Origin of the sequence: Chitinophaga sp. (assembly GCF_036566945.1) — a bacterium.
GTDB lineage: Bacteria > Bacteroidota > Bacteroidia > Chitinophagales > Chitinophagaceae > Chitinophaga.
Genome location: NZ_DATCVJ010000535.1, coordinates 1 through 21,273, shown reverse-complemented (window position 1 = coordinate 21,273; position 21,273 = coordinate 1). Strand labels below are relative to the sequence as shown.

The following is a 21,273-nucleotide window of genomic DNA, read 5'->3' as shown; positions in this document are numbered from 1 at the left end:
ACCAATATGCGGGTAGATAGCGGAGCTGCACCAAATGTTTGAGCAATAGATGTGGCCAGTCCGTAAATCTGTTCGTTGTTATAAGGACAACCTTCTTGTCCACCGTCACTCCAATCCCATTGCGGCTCGTTCACGGGGCTGATATAGCCGAGCGTTACCCCCGTACTTTTTTGTACGCCGCGTATTACATCTCTCAAAAAAATACTAACCGCATTATATTTATCCGGAGCAAGATTGCACTGGCCATGATCTGCAAATGCTTTTCCATTAGTGGTAAATGCGACCGGGGGACTATTCAGAAATCCCAGGAAATTGGTAACGCCTCTTGCTTTGGCAGCTTGTAAAAACCATAATTGTCCTGCCTGTTTTTGCCAGTTGTAAGTATGATCTGCTTCCAGAAAGCATTCCGCCCTGCGCCATTCATCTTTAATGCCGCTGCTGTCGCCCTGCTCTGCGCTGCCTGCGCCAATATTAAAGCGCCACATAGATAAACCTATTCCATTAGGTTGCCCGCTGCTGCTGGTATCTGGGCTAAACAGCCAGTCGGCCATCTGCTCTCTTTTGCTATCGGGCCAGTTGCCGGTAAACTGACAAGCCCAGGCATCAGAAGCGGCAAAATTTTGAATGGTTTGCGCGGTATGTTGTAGGTCTATATGAACCTGTAAAGGTGTACTGCTTTGCGATACAGCCGTTTGCAGCACACCGCAAAGGAGCAGTGAGCAAATTGTTTTTTTCATGTTCATAATAACGCGGTTTGGTTCACGCAAAGCCGCAAAGGAATAAAGCATCCACTGATGTAAGACTGTAAAGTACCAAAATACAGGTTGATTTTTTTCGAAATTTGTTGACCGGTATTTTAGCTCCATCAGCTGCTGTTTTATTCCTTTGCGGATTTATATATGTTCTGCGGAAATGTTGTTAGTAGCCGGGATTCTGCTCCAGCTTTTTATTAGACGCCAGTATGTCTGCTCTTGGAATAGGCAGCCAGTAGTTTTTATCACTGAATAAGCGGCCGGATAATGCTACTTTCCGGGTATAGGTGTATACACCGGGAGCACTAACGGCCACGTCTATACCATAAGCCGGTACGTTTTCTGTTACGTTAGCAATTTTCCATCTGCGTACATCATAAAAGCGGTGCTCTTCATATGCCAGCTCCACCTGTCTTTCGCGCTGTATGGCAGTCCGCATGTCGGCCTGTGATAATCCTGGAGTCAATAGAGGCTGCTTTACACTGGCACGTTGCCGGATTTTATTAACAGCATCGTACACAGTGGCATCAGGTCCTACGGCTTCGTTCTGTGCTTCTGCATAGTTCAGTAATACTTCTGCATAGCGCAAATATATCCAGGGTTGTAACCCTGCTATATCCCAGGGATTATCAATAGGGTTTTTATCATCCATGAATTTACGGAGATAGTAACCTGTTTTGGTAGCATTCCAGTTAGAAGGACCGTCTTTCCCATCCTTGCCACCAGGCGAAAATGTTTGTACAGTAGAACCCCGGTATGGTGCGCCGTTATAAAGGATCGTGGCATAAAAACGGGCGTCTCTGTTGGCGTACGGATGTTGCGGATCATAGCCGGAAGTCGCATCTGTAATCAGTTTGCCGTTGTTCATTTCATAGGCGTCTACCATATTCTGCAAGGGCGTGTTGCCTGCCCATCCGCCGTAACCATTGGCCCCATTAGATATTTCGAGGCATACGTGACGCGCACCTACCGCATACTGACGGGCGAAAATAATTTCGCTGTTGTCTGCTTTCAGGAACAACTGGCTGTAATCATCTGTGAGCGAGTATCTGGACAGGTCCATCACTACTTTTGCAGCGGTAGCCGCTGCCTGCCAGGTACCCACTTTATACAAGGGACTTGCGGCGTATAGCAGTAAGCGTGCTTTCAATGCCAGTGCGGCGCCCTGTGTAGCACGGCCCGACTGCCAGGTGCCGTCATTGCTCACCGGCAAATCTGCCGCGGCTGCCGTTAGTTCAGCTATTGCATAATCCATAGACTCCTGTAGCGTGGCCCGTTGAAATAAAGCCGGATCAGTGAGGTCATCGTTTAAACTATACTCTTTATTACCCATCATTACCACGCCGCCATAGTTGCGGATCAGGTCATGATAGCGGTAGGCGCGGATAAAACGTAATTCTGCCAACAGCCTTTTGTGTAAGGCCACACTCATATCCACGCTGTCAATGTTATTGATGGCGTAGTTGCATTCCCGGATACCGCGATAGCTTCTACCCCAAATGGTACCCGCAATACCGGTATTTTCCGGCGCCACATGTCCCTGTTGAATCACCCAGGTATTATCATCATTGTTATACATGGATTCGTCTGAAATAGAGCTCCACAGTGCATATTCGAATCCTCTGCCAAATCCGGGATTGGTGCCTTCTCCTTCTTTGTCCTGCATTTTTATACTCAGGTACCGGTTAATCACATAATTTTCGAATAAGGAAGAATCAGCCAATACGGCGCTGCCCAACACACGGTCAGTAGGCGTAATGTTCAGATAATCCTTTTTGCAGGAAGAGAATAGTCCTGCTGCTACTAAAGCCACGCTATATATAAAATGAGACGTTTTCATTGCTTGATTTTTTACGGTTTAGAATTTAACATTTACACCAACATTGATGATCCGTTGCTGCGGATAAAACTGTCCGCTGCCACTGTTGCCTTCCGGATCATAGTCTTTTACTTTGGTAATGGTGAAAAGGTTAAATGCATTGGCATATACCCGGAGCGCGCCAATCTTTGCGCGGGACAAGAGTTCGGAATGGAAGGTGTAGCCCAGTGATATATTCTTTAATCTCAGGAAAGAAGCATTGTTCAGCCAGAATGTATTATTATACAGACCGCCGTTAACAGAAGAAGAAGCGCGCTCGTCTACCCTTGGGTAGCTGCCATTAACGTTGTTGGGACTCCAGCGGTTATCTGCCCAGCTGCTGTAGTAGTTGCCGATAGTGCCAGATTCAGGAAGTACATACTGACTTACATGACTTTGCCCGGCCAACAGGATCGATAAATCAAATCCCTTATAATCGCCATTTAAGATGATACCATAGGTGATCTCCGGAATATTGCCATACTTGGTTCTAACCGCATCATCGGCATTGATCACACCATCGCCATTGTGATCTTCATAGATCAGGTCACCCACCTGTGCACCAGACAGGTGTTTATATTTATTCAGATCTTCTGCTGTTCTGAAAATGCCGATGGCATTGTACAGCAGGTAGGTGTTCATCGGACCGCCCGTTTGACGCTGATAGGACGGAATACCGGACGCTTCATCAATGAACATGATCTTATTTTTGGCATAGGTCATGTTACCGGAAATATTATAGTGGAAGCCGCCGCTGCTGGTGTTATCATAACCAAGTGTGGCTTCGATACCATTGCTGTTGACTTTACCTATGTTTTCTGCAGGGACCAGTGGTTTGGTGGCATCATATGGATTTACAATACCAGATGTTTGTGGCAGGGAAGCATTCCGCTGGGTCAATATTTTAGAACGTTTCTGTTGGAAGTAAATAACTTCCAGGTTGAAATGATCCAGGAAAATGGCATTCAAGCCCAGGTCCATTTTCTTCGCTATTTCCCAGGTAATATATGGGTTGGCCAGTTTGGTTAAATCGATACCCGAATGAATTTGGCCGTTGAGTACATATTGATTTATCAGGGAATAGTTATCGAAATACTGGAACAGGCCCACATTATCATTACCCAGCGATCCATAGGAGCCGCGTAATTTCAGGTCGTTGATAAACTTAACCGGTTTAAAAAATGCTTCTTTTGAAATACGCCAGCCGGCAGACATAGAAGGGAAAAATCCGTATTGGTTACCGGGAGGAAAAGTAGAAGATCCGTCCACACGCGCCTGTACTTCCAGCAGGTATTTTTCCATATAGTCATACCCAATGCGACCGAAGTAACTTTTACGGGTAAAATTGTAGCTGCTGCCGGAATTATTTTTATCTGTAGCAGCAGATCCGCCCTGTGACAGCTCCGGCGTTTGTGGGGTTGGGTAATTTAAACGGGAAGCATTGAGGGTATCCAGCATATTTTTACTTTGCTCATAGCCCACAAAAGCATTTACATTATGCTGGCCAAAGTGGCGGGCATAATTCAGTTTGATGTTGGTAGTCAGCAAAGACACATTCCGCTGTGCTTCTGCCAGTGAAGCCTTCCCGCCGGAACCACCTACTACTGTTGGAGTATAGGTGTTGTTGGCAGCATTATAGGTATACTCTTTATAGGGCGTACTAAACGATTTGCCGAAGTTCCAGGATTTATCGGCCGACAAATAGCCATCCAGTGATAATCCTTCCACACCCGGAATGGCGTAGGAGCCTTTCAGAATGCCGTTAAACACCTGGCTGGGGTTCCGGTTAATACCACCGGCATCCGTTACCTGCATCACCGGATTGTTTAATTCTATACCGGTAGTAGGTAATCCGTTTGGATATCTGTCTAGTACCGTAGGGTAAGCCCTGTAAATACTGCGGAAGATGTCGCCCGCGCCGGTAGTGGGATACATCCGGTCTTCCTGACGTCCTGATAAGTATAAACTTACCTTTAACCGCTTGGTCACATCCGCATCTATATTAGACCGGAAATTGTACTGATCGTATTTGGTCACCCCATTTTTATACAATCCATTCTGGCCCAGCATACCAAGCGATATGTAGTAGCGCACGTTTTCGCCGCCACCATTTACCGACAGGCTATGTTGGTTTTGCGTAGCCGTTTTTTTCAGGGTAGCTTCCTGCCAGTTGGTATTGGGAAAGTTAATCGGATCGGACCCATCGCGGAATTTCTGCAGTTGGGCATCGGTATAAAACTGGTTCATGCCGCCGGCAGGATTGGTATAATATTGAATTTCATTTCTAATTTGTGCATAAGTGGCTGCATCGGCCATTTTAGGCAGACGGGTGGGAGAAGAAAATCCCTGGTTAAAGCTGTAGTTGATAACCGGCTTACCGGTTTTCCCTCTTTTGGTCGTCACCAACATCACTCCGTTAGCGGCCCTGCTACCGTATACGGCGGCAGATGCATCTTTCAGGATAGATACACTTTCTATATCGTTGGGGTCCAGTCTTTCTAATCCGCCGATTTGTCCGGGAACTCCATCTACCACGATCAGCACATCATTGTTACCGGTGGTGGCCAGTCCGCGAATGCTGATATTGGAGCCATCATATCCTGGTTCGCCGGAGCGGTTGTTGGCAATAACGCCGGAGAAGCGTCCGGTCAATGAATTGGAGATGTTAGGTTGCGGGCTTTGCACCATGTCGGCGCCCTTTACCACCGAAATAGAGCCGGTGAGGGTGGCTTTCTTCTGGGTGCCGTAACCAACTACCACTACCTCCGTCACGTTTTTACTGAGTGACTGGAGCACTATTTTTAACGGCGCAGCGCTTTTTACAGCTACACGCTCGTCGGTATATGCAATGTGATTAAATAACAGGGTGTCGCCGATGGCCGCTGCAATGGAGAACTTACCATCCGCATCGGTTAATGTACCGGCTGTTTTAAGCTTTACCCGCACTGTTACGCCGGGAATGGCCTCTCCGTCTGCAATTACCCTGCCTGTAATGGTGGTTTGTTGTGCCTGTACATCAACCGCAAAGAACATTAGTAAAAGAAAACCCAAACGGATCAACACAGTTGGTCTCCGTAATGGGACAAACAATAAGAGGTCCGTTCCGGATAGAAGTTTTTTCATAACGCATTAATTTTAATGAATTGGAAGGTGGAATATGCTTTTGGTTGCAGGGAGGGTGATCGTACCCAGCCCTCCTGATAGTCGCAATGTACTACCCCCCTCAGCAATCATAGAGGGGGTAAATCATTTAAAAAGGGGGGTAAAATCGTAAATTATAAGAGGGGGTAATTTGATGAGGAATCATGTCTGGAGTGAGTGCCATGGCGGAAATACCGGAGAATGCCTTGAAAGGCGGCTCCTCACCCCGATCAAATTATCCGGTGGTAGTACCGGAAAGCAGTGTTGTCTCCGGTATAATACACGGTATTGGGAGATACCCGGTAAGTACCTGGCAATGGCGGAATTAACTTTCCGTAACATTAAAGTCCCGGTTGAACGAGTGCTTGTATTTTTTTACATAATCAGAAGGGTTCATCCCAAACAGCTTCACAAATTGCTCCCGGAAATATTTGATGTCACCAATACCTACCTGCATCGCTGCCTGGGTGATGGTATAGTTTTCCTTAAGGAGTAAAACGGCTGCTTTCCGGAGCCGGATAGAACGGATAAAGGAATTGATCGTTTGGCCGGAGATGGATTTTACCTTTTTATAAAGACTGGAATGGCTCATGCCTATTTCCAGTGTGAACTTTTTAATGGAGAATTCTTCATTTTCCAGGTTGTCTTCGATAATTTCAATACATCTTTTCAGGAAATCCTGGTATTCTGCCGGCACCCGGATATTGCTGTTTTTGAGGGTAATGCGGTCAAAGAAATATTGCTGGAGCAGATTCCTGTTTTTAATGATGTTATGCACTTTGGCCAGGAGAAAGTCTTTCTCGAATGGTTTGGTGATATAATCGTCCGCGCCACCTTCCAGTCCTTTGAGCCGGGTATCGGAGGCGGAGGAGCCGGTGAGTAAAATCACGGGTATATGGCTCAGGGTGGCGGTTTGTTTGATTTTGGCGCATAGTTCTACACCGTCCATGCCCTGCATCTGTATATCGCTGATCACCAGGTCGGGCATATATTGCTGCACAGCTGCAAAGCCGCTGGTACCATTATCCGCCTCATATACAATGAACTTGTCCTTGAATAGTTGCTGCAGGTATTGCCGGATTTCATCATGATCATCGATCAGAAGGATAGATTTTTTCTCTGTAATGGTGGTGGTAGTACCTTCTATTTCTTTGGTGTTTATGGGTATTTCCGGTACTGCGAGGGTATTGGCGGCGGTGAGCTCTTCCAGGAGGGCCGATTTATAGCCGGCATTTTCCAATAGCAGTGTACCGGCAAAATGGGCGTTCCCTTTTTTCAGGGAAATAAGAAAAGCACTGCCTTCATTTATTTTGCTCTGGTAACTGATGGTGCCATGATGACTATCAATGAAATGTTTCACCAGGTATAGCCCTATGCCGAAGCCGGTTTGCAGGGATTCTTTGTGATCCTGCGCCCGCTGGAATTTTTCAAAAATCCGGTTACCTACGCTGCCTTCAATACCACAGCCACTGTCTTTGATGGTGATGATGACGGTATCCGCCGGACTACTTACTTCGAAAATAATGCTGCCATTATCCGGTGTAAATTTAAATGCGTTGGACAGCAGGTTAAATACGGCAATTTCCAGTTTTTCGCTATCGCCGTATATTTCAATGGTGGTTTCCGGATGCAGGAACTGGTAGTCTATATTTTTGATTTTAGCCTGCTGGGAAAAACAGCCGTATACTTCCTGGCAAAGGTTCACCATGTCCAGCCTGGAAATTTTCAATTGATCGCCATCGCGGTCGGCTTTGCGAAACAGCAACAGCTGATCTACGAGACTAAGCAGCCGCCTGGCATTGCGGTAAACGATACTCAGGTCCCGGTTATCTTTATTTTGCACCAGCTCTTTCAGCGGGTTGATGATCAGGGTAAGTGGTGTCCTGAATTCGTGGGAGATATTGGTGAAGAAAGACAGTCTCTTTTCATTCACTTCCTTCTCTTTTTCATTTTCCAGGTGCGCCAGTTTAATTTCATACTTCAATCTTTCTTCCCTGGATTTGTAGCGGATATAGGCGTAAATGGCCGCCAGGGTGCTGCTGATATAGATCAGGTAAGCCCACCAGGTTCTGTACCAGGGAGGCAATACAGTCAGCTTTACCGTGTGGATGTCATTACTCCACACGCCGTCTGCATTGCTGGCTTTTATTTCAAAAACATAATTGCCTTCCTGCAGGTGCGTATAGTTGGCGGTTTTGGTCTGTCCAACATAGTTCCAGTCATTATCCCATCCCTGCAGCCGGTAAGCATAACTGATTTTATCCGGCAAAGTATATTCCAGCGCCACAAAATCAAAGGCAATGGTGGCCTTGTCATAGGGTACCGTAATTTCCCGTACATCTTCCTGACTTCGTTTGGTCACATAGTTGTCCTGCTGCGTGATGGGGGTATTATTTATTCTGATCGCCGTCAGCAACACCGGTGGGATGGCGGTTTGGGCGTACACACTATCGGGGTGAAAAATATTAAAGCCCTTGATGCCACCAAACATAAATTCTCCGGAACTCAATTCGAGGGCGGCGTTAAAGCTGAATTGATTGCTTTGCAGTCCATCGGAGGCTGAAAAATTGCGGAAGCTGTTTTTTGCGGGATCGAACCGGCATAATCCATTGAAGGTACTGAGCCAGAGGTTACCGGCCTTATCTTTCAGCATGCGTAAAATGGAATTGCTGGGTAGTCCTTCGGAGGTGGTGAAACGTTTATACTGACCGGTTTTCCGGTCAAAGCGTAACAGGCCGCCGCCATCTGTGCCTACCCAAAATATGCCCCGCTGATCCTGATGAATAGATCTTACGGTATAACCTATATCAAAACGCTGATGTTGTTTGCGGGCTCTGTCTATTTTGATGAGGGAAGAATAATTACCTCCCCAAAAATTACCGTCTCTGTCTTCTGCAAGGCATTGCATATTTACCAGGCTGCTGTCGAAAAGATCAAACCTGTTTTGCTGCCGGTTCAGGCGGTATAAAGTACCGTTGTTGGTGGTGCTGGCCCAAAGTTCCTGCTGCGCGTCTTCATACACGATCCATACATTGTTTTCGGCGCTGCGTGTATAGGGATTAAAACAAACATACTGTTCAAAAGTACCGCTGGCAGCGGAATACCTGTTTACGCCCCCAAACCAGGTCGACATCCAAATGTCATGCTGACGGTCGGCAACGATGCTCGTAATAAAATTACTGCTGATACCGGATTTACCGGAGGGGGCATGTTGAAAGGAGGTCCAGGTATTGTTTTCCCGGTTCCAGTATTTGAGGCCGCCGCCATCTGTACCTATCCAGATATTATGGTGGGCATCTTCACAAAAGGAAAAAATAAAGTTGTCGATAGCGCGGGCATCGGCATTTTTATTCAGCACATTTAATTCAAACGGATTGTGCTTTGGTGTGATGATATTGATGCCGCCGCGTAAAGTGCCGATCCATTTGCGGCCTTCCCTGTCTTCATAAATAGAATATACCGCATTACTGCTAAGCTGTTGTTTGCTGCCAGGTGACGTGAAAGGCTTTGCCAGGGAGTCGGTAGCTGCCATCAGGTAAATACCGTTTCCATCGGAGGCACTCCAGATCGTTCCTTCCCTGTCGGTATACAGGTTCACTATTTTACTATTTTCCGGGAGTGCGTTGCCTGCATATTTTCCGGTAGCAGGAATATAACGGACAACGCCTGTATCTGTTCCCAGCCATATGTTGCCGGATTTGTCTGCCATTAAGCAATTGCCGCGGGTGATATCTCTGCAAATAATATCCAACTGCTGCCGTGCTATATCATATTTACACAAGCCTACACCTTGCACAAATACCCAAACCCATTTTCCTGCAAATTCAATGGCGGTCACCTCATAGTCTGTAATGCCCGAACGGTGGTTGTTTAACGGGATCTGCCGTCCGGTAGCCGTACTGTTGTTGAATAAAAGTAATCCGTCTTTTTCTGTACCGATTAATAAAATGCCGCTGTCGTCAGATTTGATAATGTGTATGTTGCCATTCACCTTCCGGGCTGTTTTGCTATTGGCTGGCAAATAGCTGGGCATGGTGAACTGCTCATTCGCAGGATTAAAAACAGATACCCCTCTGCGCCCGCCCACCCAGAGCTGGTGCTGGTTATCATCTGCCAATGCATAAATAACATTGTCTACCAGCGAGGTGCTGTCGCCAATTTTATTGCGGTAAATTTTAAACTTGTAACCATCGTAACGGTTCAATCCATCATAAGTGCCAAACCACATAAAACCTTTGTGGTCCTGGTATACGCTGGTCACTGCATTGTTGGATAAGCCGTCTTCTATACCCAGGTATTTGACAGGATAACCGGTAGCAAAAATATTTTTTGTGAAGATGATCATCCCCAGTATAACAAAACAAATTTTCCTCACCTCGTGCATAGGCTTATTTTAACGCTTTATAAAGCTATTGAAAAGCACGCGTTTTTTTAATTATAAAAATCTAAATTTGGTGAAAAGAGATTTCCATGGCAGTGCAGCACGTTGCGCAACGATTATTGAATCTGTGTGATATTATTCCAGGCCGCATCCGCTCCATAGCAGATGCTGATTTTACGGTGAAGCCGGCACCAGGTAAATGGTCTAAAAAAGAAATCCTTGGTCACCTCGTCGATTCAGCCGCCAACAACCACCAACGGTTTGTGAGAGGTCGGGTAGAAAATGTACCCACAATCGCCTACGACGGAGATGCCTGGGTAAGTGCACAACAATACCAGCAACAGGACCGCCAGCTAATTTTGCTGTTATGGGAAACGTATAACCGCCATCTGGCTGCTGTCATGGTCGTTATTTCGGAAGATGACCTGCTAAAATGCTGCAAGTATGGAGATGGTACCGTGTTGCCGTTACAGTTTTTGATAGAAGATTATCTGCATCATATGGAACATCATCTCAAACAAATACTGGGCGCTTATTAATCACAGGCCCAATTGTTTGAACAAGGCATCTTTGTAATTGTTCCCGATCGGAATTTCGTGCTTCTGTATGTAAACGCAATTACCTTGTATGTGCGTAATATTCGTTTTGTTGATAAGAAACGAACGATGGGTCCGGATGAAAGTAGTAGTGGGCAACATCGCTTCCAAAGCGGAAAACGAGAGGTTGGGAATAATCACCTGTTGAGTGCATACCACTTTTGTATAATTTCCTTTCGCTTCTGCAAATAAAATATCTTCATGCGGTAGTTTGTAAATTTTACCATCTGCTTTTAGAAAAGAATACGGATCAGTCCCTATTGCCGGCTGTATTTTTTCTTTGACCTTGTCTACCGCTACAATAAATCGTTCCAGCGAAAACGGCTTTACGAGATAGTCGCACGCCGACAGGTCAAAAGCATCCGTTGCATATTCCTTATAAGCCGTGGTAAAAATGATAGCTGGTACCTGTTTTAATGTTTTTAGGAAACTGATGCCATTTAGTACCGGCATATTAATGTCCAGGAATAAAAGATCTATGGGCGTGGTTTGTAGGATCGTTTTGGCTTCCAGTGCATTGCTGCAGGAGCCTGCGATATGGAGAAAGGGCAGGTGGCTGCAGTAAGCAGCCACTATTTCCCGGGCAATAGGTGCATCGTCAATAATAAGACAACTAATCATGATCACTATTTCAGGTGTAGTATTAAGGTAGCGGTATACAATCGGTCACTTTTCTCATACCGGTATTCATACGCATTCTCATATAATAGTTGCAGTCGCTTTATACTATTGGCAATGCCTACACCACTATTTTCTGTGATGGTATCTGTTGCATCCTCATTATAGGAGTTACTAATGTTAAAGAGTATACGTTTGTCAGAAACTTCCAATCGGATGTTAATATAAATGTTAGCAGCCGTTGAGTTCTGCGAATGTTTAAATGCATTTTCAATAAATACAATCAGTAACATAGGCGCTATCCGCACAGACGGATCATTTACCACCGGCATGTTCGTAGTGAGTACCAACCTGTCGCCAACGCTGGTGGTGGCCAGTTCTATGTAATTGTTAATATATGCTAACTCCGATTTTAAAGGCACAAAAGTTTGCCGGGCATCATACACCGAATAGCGCAATAGATCCGATAATTTAAGGATCAGTTCCGGCATGCGCTGGCTCTGCGTAAGCGAAAGGCCGTAGAGATTATTAAGTGTATTAAACAAAAAGTGTGGACTGAGTTGCGATAGCAACAGGTCTAATTCACTTTGGCGCTGCGTGGATTCGGTATATTGCTGGCGGACCGTATGCCGGATCAATTTTAGAAAAATACCCAGGCTCAATGCTACGAAAGGAACAGGCGAAACCGCGATGAGGGATAATAATAGCGAATCATGAAACAGGTGGTCATAATGGTCAAGCATCATGAGGCCGGATAGCGACGCTAGCATCCACATGGAAAGGAATCCAAGCACAAAAATGCCCAATTTTCGGAGTAGCAAAACTTCGCCTAAGGTTTTCCCCAAATATATACACATGATTAATTGGGGGATGGAACCGCTCCAGCCTGCACGGGTATGCCCTGTATAAAAGTAGATCGCCAGTGTCACAAATGTCCATGAGCTTAGCACAAACATAACATGCAGCCACCATTTCTCTGCGATAAGCAAGGTAAGTAGCCAACTACCGGGCGTCGTTTTCCATGTAGTCGTTAGTGTGGATTCATTCGTTTTCATAAATCAAATTTCCGCAAGTATCCCAAACAAGATAAATCAATAGGTCCAACCTTTCATAAAAGATGACAGACAAGGAAAATCGGCGGACGAATATTTATCCCTTTAACCCTGCGATAGTGTCGCTGAGTCTTTTAATTCTGCCCATCCATATTCTTCGAAGGAAAAACTGCTGTACTATTATCCCGAGAATGATAACTCCTATTGCGGCATATTTGCTGCTATTCCAGTGGATGCCCGCCAGGAAGAAGGTAAAGATGCCCGCGAAGGCTAATATCCTGGAGGAAACGGAAACAAGTGCATATCGTTTGAGGCGTTGTAGCTGCCGTTGCATACTCTCCAGCAAACTATTTCCCATAGAAGGATTTTTTGCCAGCGTGTAGCCGGCTACGTTATACGCCAGCAGGAATAATAGAGAAATAACCAGTAGGGCATTGAGATAAAATGGTTTTTTATCTCCATCAAAAAAATCATAGTATACCACCAGGAACGCCGTATATCCCAGTAGTTCTATGATCAGTTGTTTCCTGATCCCTCTCATTACAGGCGATGCCTGTTGGTCTATGATGGCGGCGATTTCTGCTGTGTTTCTCGATGGTGTGGGCGTATTATCCCAGGCTGCTTTTAAAGGGTCCATGTTTATAAGTTTAAAATGTTTTTGATCCTGGTTTTAATCCTGTTAAGTTTTACACCTACATAATTTTCGTCGATGCCCACGATGCTGGCAATTTCCTGGTAACTCATGTCTTCGAGATATAAGGCGATGATAGCCTTATCTGCGTCAGAAAGTTGTTTCAGCGCGGCAAATAGTTGATCCTGTTGCAGGGTGGTATTGTTTTCAGTAGTGGGTATATCCGGAAAGGTATCGGTATACGTAACCGGGATACTTCGTTTGCGGAAACCTGCCAGCGCGGTATTCAACGCAATCCGGTAAATCCACGTGCTGATTTTGGCATTCCCTTCAAAGGAAGGAAACGACTTCCATAGTTGGAAGATCATTTCCTGGAAAAGATCTTCCCGGTCTTCCGGGTTATCCCGGTACAGGCGGCAAAGCTTATGTAAGATGCCCTGGTGCTGCTGTATAGTGGCGAGGAATGCCGGTTGCTCCATGAATATTGCTTTAGGTGATTAGTTGCAGCCGGGGCGTGAAAACTTACAGGTGCCCCAAAAAATTACCAGATCACTTTATTCACCGTCGCCCAGTTACGGGTAGTGCAGGGGATACCGAGCTTCTTTTCCAGCTGGGCAATGATATCCAGCCCTTTGGGTACCAGGTCTTTTTTGACAAGGGTATATACTTCTGTGTCGGTCATATGCAGGGTTTCTGCGGCTGACTGCAGCGAGGCGATCACGGCAGGGCCATGCGGTCCTACCGGCCCGGAAAGAAAGGATACATATACCTGTAGCGACTTATCCGGCACAATACCGGGGAATGGTGTATGTTTTACCACGGCTTCCAGTGCCGTCACAGACCTGATAATAGTGGGGATTTCAAACCCATAGTTTTTAAGCAACAGCTTTTCTATTTTATCGGACAGCGAGGCCGCATTCCCACTGCCGGATGCAAACATCACATTGCCACTTTGAATATAAGTCGTTACATTTTTAAAGCCGGCGGTGTCCAGCAGTTCACGCAGGCTTTCCATTTTAACGGTTCGCTTGCCTACGTTCACCGCCCTGAGAAAAGCGACGTATTTGGTCATAAGGTTTTCGACTTTACTTTGTAAGTTTGTTTTATCATGCACTACTTAGCAATCATACACAAATTATACAACTTAGCCGAAGATGCCAATCATGGTTATCCGGAGGCCATGGTAGCGGCGCTGGAAGCCCGGTTACAGATTCAATTACCAGCATCCCTGCGGCAATATTATCTCTCACTGGGTAATAACAAAGCAGTGAACGATAGCTTTAACCGTTTAACCTCCTTCGGTGAAATAGGATTTACGGAAGATGAACACCTGGTTTTTTATGAAGAAAATCAGGCGGTGGTATTATGGGGAATAGCAAAGGCCGACTTACAACAGGATAACCCTGCAGTATATGGCACCTACGACAGCGCCAGAAAAGAATGGTTCACTGATGCCGATACTACCGAACATTTCCTGCTATCTATGGCGTGGTGGAATGGTGCGCTGGGCGGACTGACCCACACTGCTTTTACGGATCTGGAAGAAGACCTTACCCCACAGCATATTACTGTAATTACCAGCAACTGGGCCGAACAAAAAGGTGTTTCCAATCAGCTTCTGCGCTTCTTTACCAATGATTATGAAGATATCCTGGTGTTGACCACAGAGCAGGATGGTACCATCAACGGTGTTTATATGGGTACCAATAACGAAGCCCGCTATAACGAAATACTGAATACGCTACACATGGAATGGTGTTATCGGACGGACCGTGATGAATAGGTGCCGCTTCTGAACAACAGCAGGGTGAAGAGTAATCCATAGAAAACGCCGCCCAACGCGGTGGCGAGGTAGTCCATGCCTTTGCAATTGATATGATGGAAGTATTCATTAACCAGCAATACCACAACGCTCAGCAGCACCACGGCTACCCAGAATCCAACTTTTCGTAGGGGGCTGACCGTTGGACTGTTTTTTACCAAAGGTATTTTTAGGAAGAAGTAAAACAGGATCAACAACCCTGCTATAGAGCTGAGGTATTGCATCAGGTACCACATCTTCATGGGGTGCTGCCCTATCTGAACATCCCGTTGCAGGAAGGAAGAGCAGGTAACAAAAAAGCCCTCTTTGTGTGTAAAGGCATCCAGGAAAAAATGAGTCAGTATCCCAATGATAATAGAGGAGAGCACTACGCCATAATGTTGCCGGAAATAATTATTCCAGTTGAAAGACCGGAATAGCTGTAACCTGCCACCCATCCATTCCGGCAGATACGGCAACAGTACTGGTTTTACTACATTGTGATACAGGTAGGCCAGCAGTAACGCTAACGGAATATCATATACGAAAACGCCCCACCACAGATGCCCCCCGTTGAAATAGGGATTGAGAAAAATAAAGTATAGAAAGTCCGGTACCATACTACCAATGATTAAACCGGTAGCGGAGAGGTATTTGCGGGAGGTGTTTGAAAAGGGAACAACTATAGCTGCATGTGATATCGTAAATGGCATCTTCTTCTGGTTATTGGGTATAAATTTAATTTATTTATAATAAATAACACAGTTATTATAACGAAATGTTAATGTTATAATCGTCCATCATTTCCGGTAAAATGTCCAAGGTTTCTCTTGTGATAACATGTATTTTTATTAGGTCTTTGAAGACATAAAAAACAATGTGCTATGACAAACTGGAAAATTGATGAATCACACAGCGAAATCGGATTCAAAGTTAAACATCTCATGATTACAAATGTGAGTGGATATTTTACGCGTTTTACCGGAAGTATTCAGACTAACAGTGAGGATTTTCATGATGCAACGATCACCTTCGAAGCAGCGGCAGATAGTATTGACACGCAGAACAGGCAAAGGGATGAACATTTGAAAAACGGCGACTTTTTCGATTCCTCCAACCATCCTAAAATTAGCTTCGTCTCCAAAAAAGTAAAAAAGATTGATGACGAGCAATACAAATTACTCGGAGACCTGACCATTAAGGGCGAAACACATCCGATAGAACTGGATGTAGTACATGCTGGCGTAACAGTAGACCCTTATGGACAAACCAAGGCAGGTTTTGCCCTCAAAGGGCGTCTTCACCGCGCAGACTACGGCCTGCGCTGGAATGCCACCACGGAAGCCGGCGGCATTGTACTCAGCGATGAGGTGAAGTTGAATATGGAAATACAACTGATTAAACAATAGCATTCTGCTAAATGCATTAAGCATACGTCTCCTGAAGGAGAGATAGCACTGTTATCTCCCTTTCAGGAGCTTTATGCTTTGTGCTTGATGCCTTTAGCGCCCTTTCAGGTGCTTTATGCTATCTTTGTGCCTTCTAACGGCATCACATGAAATTTGAACAATACAATATCTCTGCTGAAATAAAGGACAGTTTAGAGGAAATGGGCTTTAAAAAGCCCACAGATATACAGTTTAAGGCAATACCATCTATCCTCAACGGAGATGATGTAATGGCCATCGCACAGACAGGAACCGGCAAAACTGCCGCTTTTGCCATCCCCATCCTGCACCGGCTTCAACAACAGGACCGCAAATACCGGAAGGCCAAATACGAAGTGAAATGCCTGGTAATGGTACCTACCCGCGAACTGGCCATCCAGATTGCAGAAGTATTTCAGGCCATCGCACAATACACCGAACTTAGTATACTCGCCCTGGTAGGCGGTGTAGAACAGGGCCCGCAGATCAAAGTGCTGGAAAAAGGCGTGGATGTACTCATCGCCACCCCCGGCCGCATGTTTGACCAGATCAATCAGGGACATATAGACCTGAGCCAGGTGAAAACCCTCGTACTCGATGAGGCCGATCACATGCTGGACCTGGGCTTTATCCGCGATATCCGCGACGTCATCAAACATATTCCCCGCGAACACCAGACCCTGTTCTTCTCAGCTACGCTGAACAAAGACATTAAGGACCTGGCCTATTCCGTGGTAAATAATCCAATCCGCATACAAATATCTCCCAAAGACCCGGTGGCTAAAAATGTGAGCCATGCCGTAGCTTATGTGGAAATGGATGATAAACGCTTTTTCCTGGAAAGACTGATCAAAGAATTTCCGGAAAGCAAAATCCTCGTTTTTGTACGCACCAAAGTACGTGCAGAGCGTGTAATGGCTGCCATGGCACGTATTGGCATCAAATCCCTGACCATGCACGGTGGTAAAGAACAGGACGATCGCCTCGGTGTAATGGACATCTTCAAGAAAGGCGAAGTCAAAGTATTGGTTACCACCGATGTAAATGCACGTGGTATTGATATTCCCAACGTAGACTACGTAGTAAACTATGATTTGCCCGATGTACCCGAAAACTATGTGCACCGTGTAGGTCGTACCGGCCGTGGTGTACAGAAAGGACAGGCCGTTTCCTTCTGCGCCACAGAAGAAAAACCTATTCTCGACGAAATTCAGCAATTCCTCGGTAAGCCCATTACCGAAATGAAGATCAATAAAGACGATTACCGCGAAACCATCAGCTTCTCCGAAGATATTCCGAATGACAACTGGCAGTTACTGCTGGATGAGCATAACAAAGAAATGGCAGAAGTAGAGAAAAAAGTGAAGAAAAGAGCCGCTGCTAATGTGAAAAAGAAAGCGAAGAAGAAGTAAGCAGGGGCGAAAGATATAGGATGGCTGTTCCGGATGGAGCGGCCATTTTTTTTTACAAAAAACTTGGCAGTTTTTGCCAACTTTTTTGTAATTTCAAGAATGAAGATTACAGAGAAATCGTCAGGTATATCTAAAGAAGTCTTAATTCAATTAGTTGAAAAAGAAGATTTTGTGCAAATAACTGCGGAGCGGTTTTCCTTTGATTGGAAGAAAGAATTAAAGAACGAAGAAGTTTATAAATTGACATTATATGCCGAGCATCATATTCTCGGGTTAATCTGTTTGCAACATCATCCGGCAGAAGAAAGGATCGAGATGAAGTTATTGGAAGTTTCTAAGCAAAATATGGGGAGAAACGGACTTTATGAAGGCATTGCAGGGTGTATGATCGCCTTTGCGGGCAGAACCGCTTTGGCAAAGTATGGGCAGTATGCCTGTATTTCTTTGGTGCCTAAAACCGCATTAAGAAATCACTATATTAAGAAATACGGAATGATAGATGGTGGATGGCAACTTTATCTTGAACTGGATGCATTAAATAGGGTCGTCGCAAAATATACTATATGAGCAGCAAGAAGTTAAAGAATGAATATACAGCTGATGAACTGGTGGAATCTTTTATTTTTCCTGTTAAACTCTCGAAGAAGCAGCAAAAAGAAGCCGCAGCACAATTGGCATTGGCGCGCAGCAAAAGTAGGTCAGCTGCGTCGGAAAAGGATAAGCTGATTAGCGGTTTACTGAGTCTCAGATTTCAGCTGGAAGATTACATAAATGGGGATACTTATAATCCCAAACTATCTTTTGGGTATTTTTTGAGTGAGTATGTTAGCCTGTTGGAAAAGAAAAGGAAAGTTTTTGCGGATGAGATAAGTATTGATGAAACTTTGTTGAGTCAGCTGATTAATCTCAAACGGGATCCCCCTGACTATGTTTCTGTAAGGTTAGAATTGCACTCAAATCGTGCAATTCCTGCAGATTACTGGTATAGGTTGGTGGAGAAAAAACGGGCACATTTCATCAAAACAGATAGATCTATCCGGAAAAGTGAAAAACAATTTGTGCAGAATAAATTAACTGTCCAGATTAAAACAGATGATCGCTTAGCGTTATAAATTTAAAAACGGTCCCGGCTTACACCGGGACCGCACTCAAACCACTCGTTATAATCTGTAACTATTGCTTAACGGCTTCTATATTCACGGTAATATCAACAGTAGGTGCTACTGCGTATACACCAGAAGGTAATTTGTCTGCATATTTCACACCGTAATCAAGACGGTTGATGGTAGTTTTTGCGGTGAAACCAGCTCTTCTCAATCCCCATGGATCTTTAATAACACCATTGTAAGTAACGTCGAAGGTTACACGTTTTGTAGTGTTACGGATGGTCAGATCTGCCAGCAATACATATTTGTCACCAGCTACTTTTTTCAGGGAAACGCTCTTCAGGGTGATAGCAGGATATTCCGCTACGTTAAAGAAATCGTCTGTTTTCAGGTGACCGTCACGTTGATCAACACCTGTAGAAATGCTGGATGCATCTACCGTGAAATCAATTTTTGCTTGCTGAAAGTTAGTGCTGTCGGCTGTTTCAATGGTGCCACTGAATTTAGTGAAATGGCCTTGTACATAACTTAAACCTAAGTGTTTTACACCGAAGATGATGCTGCTATGTGCGGGGTCTGCATTCCATTTTACCTGTGCAAAAGTAACGATGCTGGCTAAAACCAGGAGGGTGGTGAAAAAGAAACCTTTTTTCATGATGTTTTTATTGAATTTTAGTATTGTTTGTTTGTGTTTGTACTTTTATTGTATATACAACTGTTTATGCAAAAAAAATCAATCCCGGAGTTTATCCAGCAAGTCATTGAGTATAGCCGCTTCGTTTTTCGTGAGCTTCTTCGCCAATTCCTTATGATTTTTGTCCATCACAGGATCCAGTTCTTTTAATAATGCCAGTCCTTTATCGGTAATCTCAATTTCTACTTTACGGCGATTGGAATCGCATTGCTCCCTCGTGAGCAGGCCCTTCTGGCGCAGCTTCTCCACTAGCCGCGTGGCATTACTCATCTTATCCATCATACGCTCCTGTATGTCCAGCAGGTTTAATGCTTTCGGCGCACTTCCGCGAAGTATCCGTAATACATTGAATTGCTGACTCGATAAGTCGTATTGCTTCAGCACCTGAGAAGTACCCACTTCCAGCCAGCTACCGGTAAATATGATGTTCAGCATGGCTCGTTGGTATTCGTCCTTGAACCTGGTCTGCTTCAGTTCTTCTTCCAGTTTCATAATTACAATTACAACTGTTGTTTATACAACAAAGGTAGGTGTATTTTTCATTTTACCAAATTTTCGGGAGAAATTTAAGCAGGATAGCATTTATAATCCCCGGAAATAGCCACAGGGCACCGAATGGGGATCGGTTTTTAAATGCAAAGTGCGGGAAACTTCCGCTCCCCGCACTTTGTTATACTCCTTTCCTGGAAAATTAAAATTTATAAGCCACCGTGCCGGTTACCTGTCTTAGCATCTGCGGATCTGCCGTGGTAAAGCCAGTCCAGTACTCGCGGTTGGTCAGGTTATTAACGTTAATGGCTATACGGTATTTGGCCTGGTTGTAATACACCGCTGCATTCAACACCGTATAGGCTGGTAAAGTAAATACACCATTAACGGTGTTATTGATGACCATATTATCACCGGCGTAATTACCACCAAAGCCAATACCCAGGCCTTTTGCATTAGTGCTGGTAAGCGTATAGCTGAGCCACAGGTTAGCCGCATTCATCGGACCTGTACTGGTAGGTCTTCTGCCTGCGTAAATAGGAGCAGCATTTTTCCATTTGCAGTCATTGTAGGCATAGCCTGCCACAATATTGAATCCGGTAAAAGGATTGGCATTTACTTCTGCCTCAAACCCTTTGCTGCGCTGCGTGCCACCCTGAACAGACGAACCCGGTATAGTGCCGGGAATCACCTTGTTTTTCACTTCTATATCGTAGTAGCTGAGCGTACTGCTTAACCTGCCATCCCATACATCCAGTTTTACACCGGTTTCCCATTGATTGGCCTGCTCTGATTTAAACAGCTTGTTCGTCAATCCCCCTGTTTCGTTAACGGTAGGCTTATAGCCTGGATTCGTAAACCCATTCATATAGTTACCAAATAAAGCCACTTTATCTTTCACTACCTGGTATACGATGCCGAACTTGGGCGAAAAAGTAGTTTGATCAAATCCCAAAGTGGATTTGTCGTCCACGGGATTATGGACCGGTTGGTTGTTGAAATGATCCATCCTGATACTGGCCATCACCATCAGGTTGGACATTAGGTTCAGTACATCGGATACATACACACTATAGATATTATAGCGGGTGTAATTGTAAGTGAAAGCCTTTGACTGTGTTTGATACAGGTTGTTGACGTTATCATTATTGAAATTATAATAAGCAGGAATCTTCCCTGTGGTAGGTATGGTATCAAATACGGCAGTACCACGTGCCGGATTGATATACCGGAGGTTGGAGATCTGATTGAGGTAATCCAGCCCTACCACCATGCGGTTACGTAAACTACCTATCTGAAAGTCACCCGTGAAATT

General features: G+C 44.9%; 20 protein-coding genes. 7 read left to right on the top strand and 13 right to left on the bottom strand.

Features of this window, described 5'->3' with window-relative positions; all coding sequences use genetic code 11:
* From VIP81_RS16415 to VIP81_RS16405, 3 genes are all read right to left on the bottom strand, one after another.
* A partial coding sequence (locus tag VIP81_RS16415) for a glycoside hydrolase (protein ID WP_331963058.1) occupies positions 1-737 on the bottom strand: 737 nt, incomplete at its 3' end.
* A 181-nt stretch (positions 738-918) separates the two neighbouring features.
* A complete protein-coding gene (locus VIP81_RS16410) occupies positions 919-2,592 on the bottom strand; it encodes a RagB/SusD family nutrient uptake outer membrane protein (RefSeq protein WP_331963052.1) in 1,674 nt (557 codons plus the stop codon).
* An 18-nt stretch (positions 2,593-2,610) separates the two neighbouring features.
* Positions 2,611-5,733 (bottom strand): TonB-dependent receptor, encoded by a 3,123-nt coding sequence (locus VIP81_RS16405; RefSeq protein ID WP_331963047.1) that lies wholly within the window; start codon positions 5,731-5,733, stop codon positions 2,611-2,613.
* A gap of 182 nt (positions 5,734-5,915) precedes the next feature.
* Here VIP81_RS16405 and VIP81_RS16400 point away from each other — a divergent pair, with 182 nt between their 5' ends.
* Positions 5,916-6,080, top strand: a complete 165-nt coding sequence (locus tag VIP81_RS16400; protein ID WP_331963017.1) for a hypothetical protein — start codon at positions 5,916-5,918, stop codon at positions 6,078-6,080.
* On the opposite strand, the gene VIP81_RS16395 is transcribed toward VIP81_RS16400, so the two are convergent.
* Positions 6,077-10,135: a hybrid sensor histidine kinase/response regulator gene (locus tag VIP81_RS16395; protein ID WP_331963014.1), complete on the bottom strand. Its 4,059-nt coding sequence runs from the start codon at positions 10,133-10,135 to the stop codon at positions 6,077-6,079. The genes VIP81_RS16400 and VIP81_RS16395 overlap by 4 nt on opposite strands.
* An 86-nt stretch (positions 10,136-10,221) precedes the next feature.
* Here VIP81_RS16395 and VIP81_RS16390 point away from each other — a divergent pair, with 86 nt between their 5' ends.
* A complete protein-coding gene (locus tag VIP81_RS16390; protein WP_331963011.1) occupies positions 10,222-10,671 on the top strand; it encodes a DinB family protein in 450 nt (149 codons plus the stop codon).
* Here VIP81_RS16390 and VIP81_RS16385 read toward each other — a convergent pair whose 3' ends face one another.
* The 5 genes from VIP81_RS16385 to VIP81_RS16365 all read right to left on the bottom strand — a co-directional run bounded on the left by VIP81_RS16385 (position 10,672) and on the right by VIP81_RS16365 (position 14,101).
* Complete coding sequence (locus VIP81_RS16385; protein ID WP_331963008.1) at positions 10,672-11,349, bottom strand: LytTR family DNA-binding domain-containing protein; 678 nt, start codon at positions 11,347-11,349, stop codon at positions 10,672-10,674.
* A gap of 5 nt (positions 11,350-11,354) precedes the next feature.
* On the bottom strand, positions 11,355-12,401 hold the full coding sequence (locus tag VIP81_RS16380) for a sensor histidine kinase (RefSeq protein WP_331962988.1): 1,047 nt from the start codon (positions 12,399-12,401) through the stop codon (positions 11,355-11,357).
* Between the two features lie 94 nt (positions 12,402-12,495).
* The gene (locus VIP81_RS16375) at positions 12,496-13,035 is read right to left on the bottom strand and encodes a hypothetical protein (RefSeq protein WP_331962985.1); all 540 of its coding nucleotides are present in this window, start codon (positions 13,033-13,035) and stop codon (positions 12,496-12,498) included.
* Between the two features lie 2 nt (positions 13,036-13,037).
* Positions 13,038-13,508, bottom strand: a complete 471-nt coding sequence (locus VIP81_RS16370; RefSeq protein ID WP_331962982.1) for a sigma-70 family RNA polymerase sigma factor — start codon at positions 13,506-13,508, stop codon at positions 13,038-13,040.
* Between the two features lie 62 nt (positions 13,509-13,570).
* The gene (locus VIP81_RS16365; protein ID WP_331962979.1) at positions 13,571-14,101 is read right to left on the bottom strand and encodes a DUF1697 domain-containing protein; all 531 of its coding nucleotides are present in this window, start codon (positions 14,099-14,101) and stop codon (positions 13,571-13,573) included.
* A gap of 36 nt (positions 14,102-14,137) precedes the next feature.
* Here VIP81_RS16365 and VIP81_RS16360 point away from each other — a divergent pair, with 36 nt between their 5' ends.
* Positions 14,138-14,812, top strand: coding sequence for a hypothetical protein (locus VIP81_RS16360; protein WP_331962976.1), 675 nt, complete (start codon positions 14,138-14,140; stop codon positions 14,810-14,812).
* On the opposite strand, the gene VIP81_RS16355 is transcribed toward VIP81_RS16360, so the two are convergent.
* Entirely contained in the window at positions 14,788-15,543 is a 756-nt protein-coding gene (locus VIP81_RS16355) for a DUF4184 family protein (protein ID WP_331962973.1), read from the bottom strand. The two genes, VIP81_RS16360 and VIP81_RS16355, sit on opposite strands and share 25 nt — an antisense overlap.
* A 171-nt stretch (positions 15,544-15,714) precedes the next feature.
* Here VIP81_RS16355 and VIP81_RS16350 point away from each other — a divergent pair, with 171 nt between their 5' ends.
* The 4 genes from VIP81_RS16350 to VIP81_RS16335 all read left to right on the top strand — a co-directional run bounded on the left by VIP81_RS16350 (position 15,715) and on the right by VIP81_RS16335 (position 18,781).
* A complete protein-coding gene (locus tag VIP81_RS16350) occupies positions 15,715-16,239 on the top strand; it encodes a YceI family protein (protein WP_331962970.1) in 525 nt (174 codons plus the stop codon).
* Between the two features lie 146 nt (positions 16,240-16,385).
* The gene (locus tag VIP81_RS16345; RefSeq protein WP_331962967.1) at positions 16,386-17,669 is read left to right on the top strand and encodes a DEAD/DEAH box helicase; all 1,284 of its coding nucleotides are present in this window, start codon (positions 16,386-16,388) and stop codon (positions 17,667-17,669) included.
* A 63-nt stretch (positions 17,670-17,732) separates the two neighbouring features.
* Positions 17,733-18,236 carry a hypothetical protein gene (locus VIP81_RS16340; RefSeq protein ID WP_331962964.1) on the top strand — a complete coding sequence of 168 codons (504 nt, stop codon included), beginning with the start codon at positions 17,733-17,735 and terminating at the stop codon, positions 18,234-18,236.
* Positions 18,233-18,781 carry a hypothetical protein gene (locus VIP81_RS16335; protein ID WP_331962961.1) on the top strand — a complete coding sequence of 183 codons (549 nt, stop codon included), beginning with the start codon at positions 18,233-18,235 and terminating at the stop codon, positions 18,779-18,781. Before VIP81_RS16340 ends, VIP81_RS16335 begins: the two co-directional genes overlap by 4 nt.
* Before the next feature lie 61 nt (positions 18,782-18,842).
* Here the strand turns inward: VIP81_RS16335 and VIP81_RS16330 are convergent, their stop codons facing one another.
* The 3 genes from VIP81_RS16330 to VIP81_RS16320 all read right to left on the bottom strand — a co-directional run.
* On the bottom strand, positions 18,843-19,430 hold the full coding sequence (locus tag VIP81_RS16330) for a YceI family protein (RefSeq protein ID WP_331962958.1): 588 nt from the start codon (positions 19,428-19,430) through the stop codon (positions 18,843-18,845).
* A gap of 78 nt (positions 19,431-19,508) precedes the next feature.
* Positions 19,509-19,961: a MarR family winged helix-turn-helix transcriptional regulator gene (locus VIP81_RS16325; protein ID WP_331962955.1), complete on the bottom strand. Its 453-nt coding sequence runs from the start codon at positions 19,959-19,961 to the stop codon at positions 19,509-19,511.
* Between the two features lie 199 nt (positions 19,962-20,160).
* The coding region (locus VIP81_RS16320; RefSeq protein WP_331962952.1) for a TonB-dependent siderophore receptor at positions 20,161-21,273 on the bottom strand (1,113 nt) is incomplete at its 5' end.

Coding starts and splice junctions, on each gene's coding strand:
- VIP81_RS16410 (WP_331963052.1), bottom strand. CDS start 2,592: ATGAAAACGTCTCATTTTATATATAGCGTGGCTTTAGTAGCAGCAGGA.
- VIP81_RS16405 (WP_331963047.1), bottom strand. CDS start 5,733: ATGAAAAAACTTCTATCCGGAACGGACCTCTTATTGTTTGTCCCATTA.
- VIP81_RS16400 (WP_331963017.1), top strand. CDS start 5,916: ATGTCTGGAGTGAGTGCCATGGCGGAAATACCGGAGAATGCCTTGAAA.
- VIP81_RS16395 (WP_331963014.1), bottom strand. CDS start 10,135: ATGCACGAGGTGAGGAAAATTTGTTTTGTTATACTGGGGATGATCATC.
- VIP81_RS16390 (WP_331963011.1), top strand. CDS start 10,222: ATGGCAGTGCAGCACGTTGCGCAACGATTATTGAATCTGTGTGATATT.
- VIP81_RS16385 (WP_331963008.1), bottom strand. CDS start 11,349: ATGATTAGTTGTCTTATTATTGACGATGCACCTATTGCCCGGGAAATA.
- VIP81_RS16380 (WP_331962988.1), bottom strand. CDS start 12,401: ATGAAAACGAATGAATCCACACTAACGACTACATGGAAAACGACGCCC.
- VIP81_RS16375 (WP_331962985.1), bottom strand. CDS start 13,035: ATGGACCCTTTAAAAGCAGCCTGGGATAATACGCCCACACCATCGAGA.
- VIP81_RS16370 (WP_331962982.1), bottom strand. CDS start 13,508: ATGGAGCAACCGGCATTCCTCGCCACTATACAGCAGCACCAGGGCATC.
- VIP81_RS16365 (WP_331962979.1), bottom strand. CDS start 14,101: ATGACCAAATACGTCGCTTTTCTCAGGGCGGTGAACGTAGGCAAGCGA.
- VIP81_RS16360 (WP_331962976.1), top strand. CDS start 14,138: ATGCACTACTTAGCAATCATACACAAATTATACAACTTAGCCGAAGAT.
- VIP81_RS16355 (WP_331962973.1), bottom strand. CDS start 15,543: ATGCCATTTACGATATCACATGCAGCTATAGTTGTTCCCTTTTCAAAC.
- VIP81_RS16350 (WP_331962970.1), top strand. CDS start 15,715: ATGACAAACTGGAAAATTGATGAATCACACAGCGAAATCGGATTCAAA.
- VIP81_RS16345 (WP_331962967.1), top strand. CDS start 16,386: ATGAAATTTGAACAATACAATATCTCTGCTGAAATAAAGGACAGTTTA.
- VIP81_RS16335 (WP_331962961.1), top strand. CDS start 18,233: ATGAGCAGCAAGAAGTTAAAGAATGAATATACAGCTGATGAACTGGTG.
- VIP81_RS16330 (WP_331962958.1), bottom strand. CDS start 19,430: ATGAAAAAAGGTTTCTTTTTCACCACCCTCCTGGTTTTAGCCAGCATC.
- VIP81_RS16325 (WP_331962955.1), bottom strand. CDS start 19,961: ATGAAACTGGAAGAAGAACTGAAGCAGACCAGGTTCAAGGACGAATAC.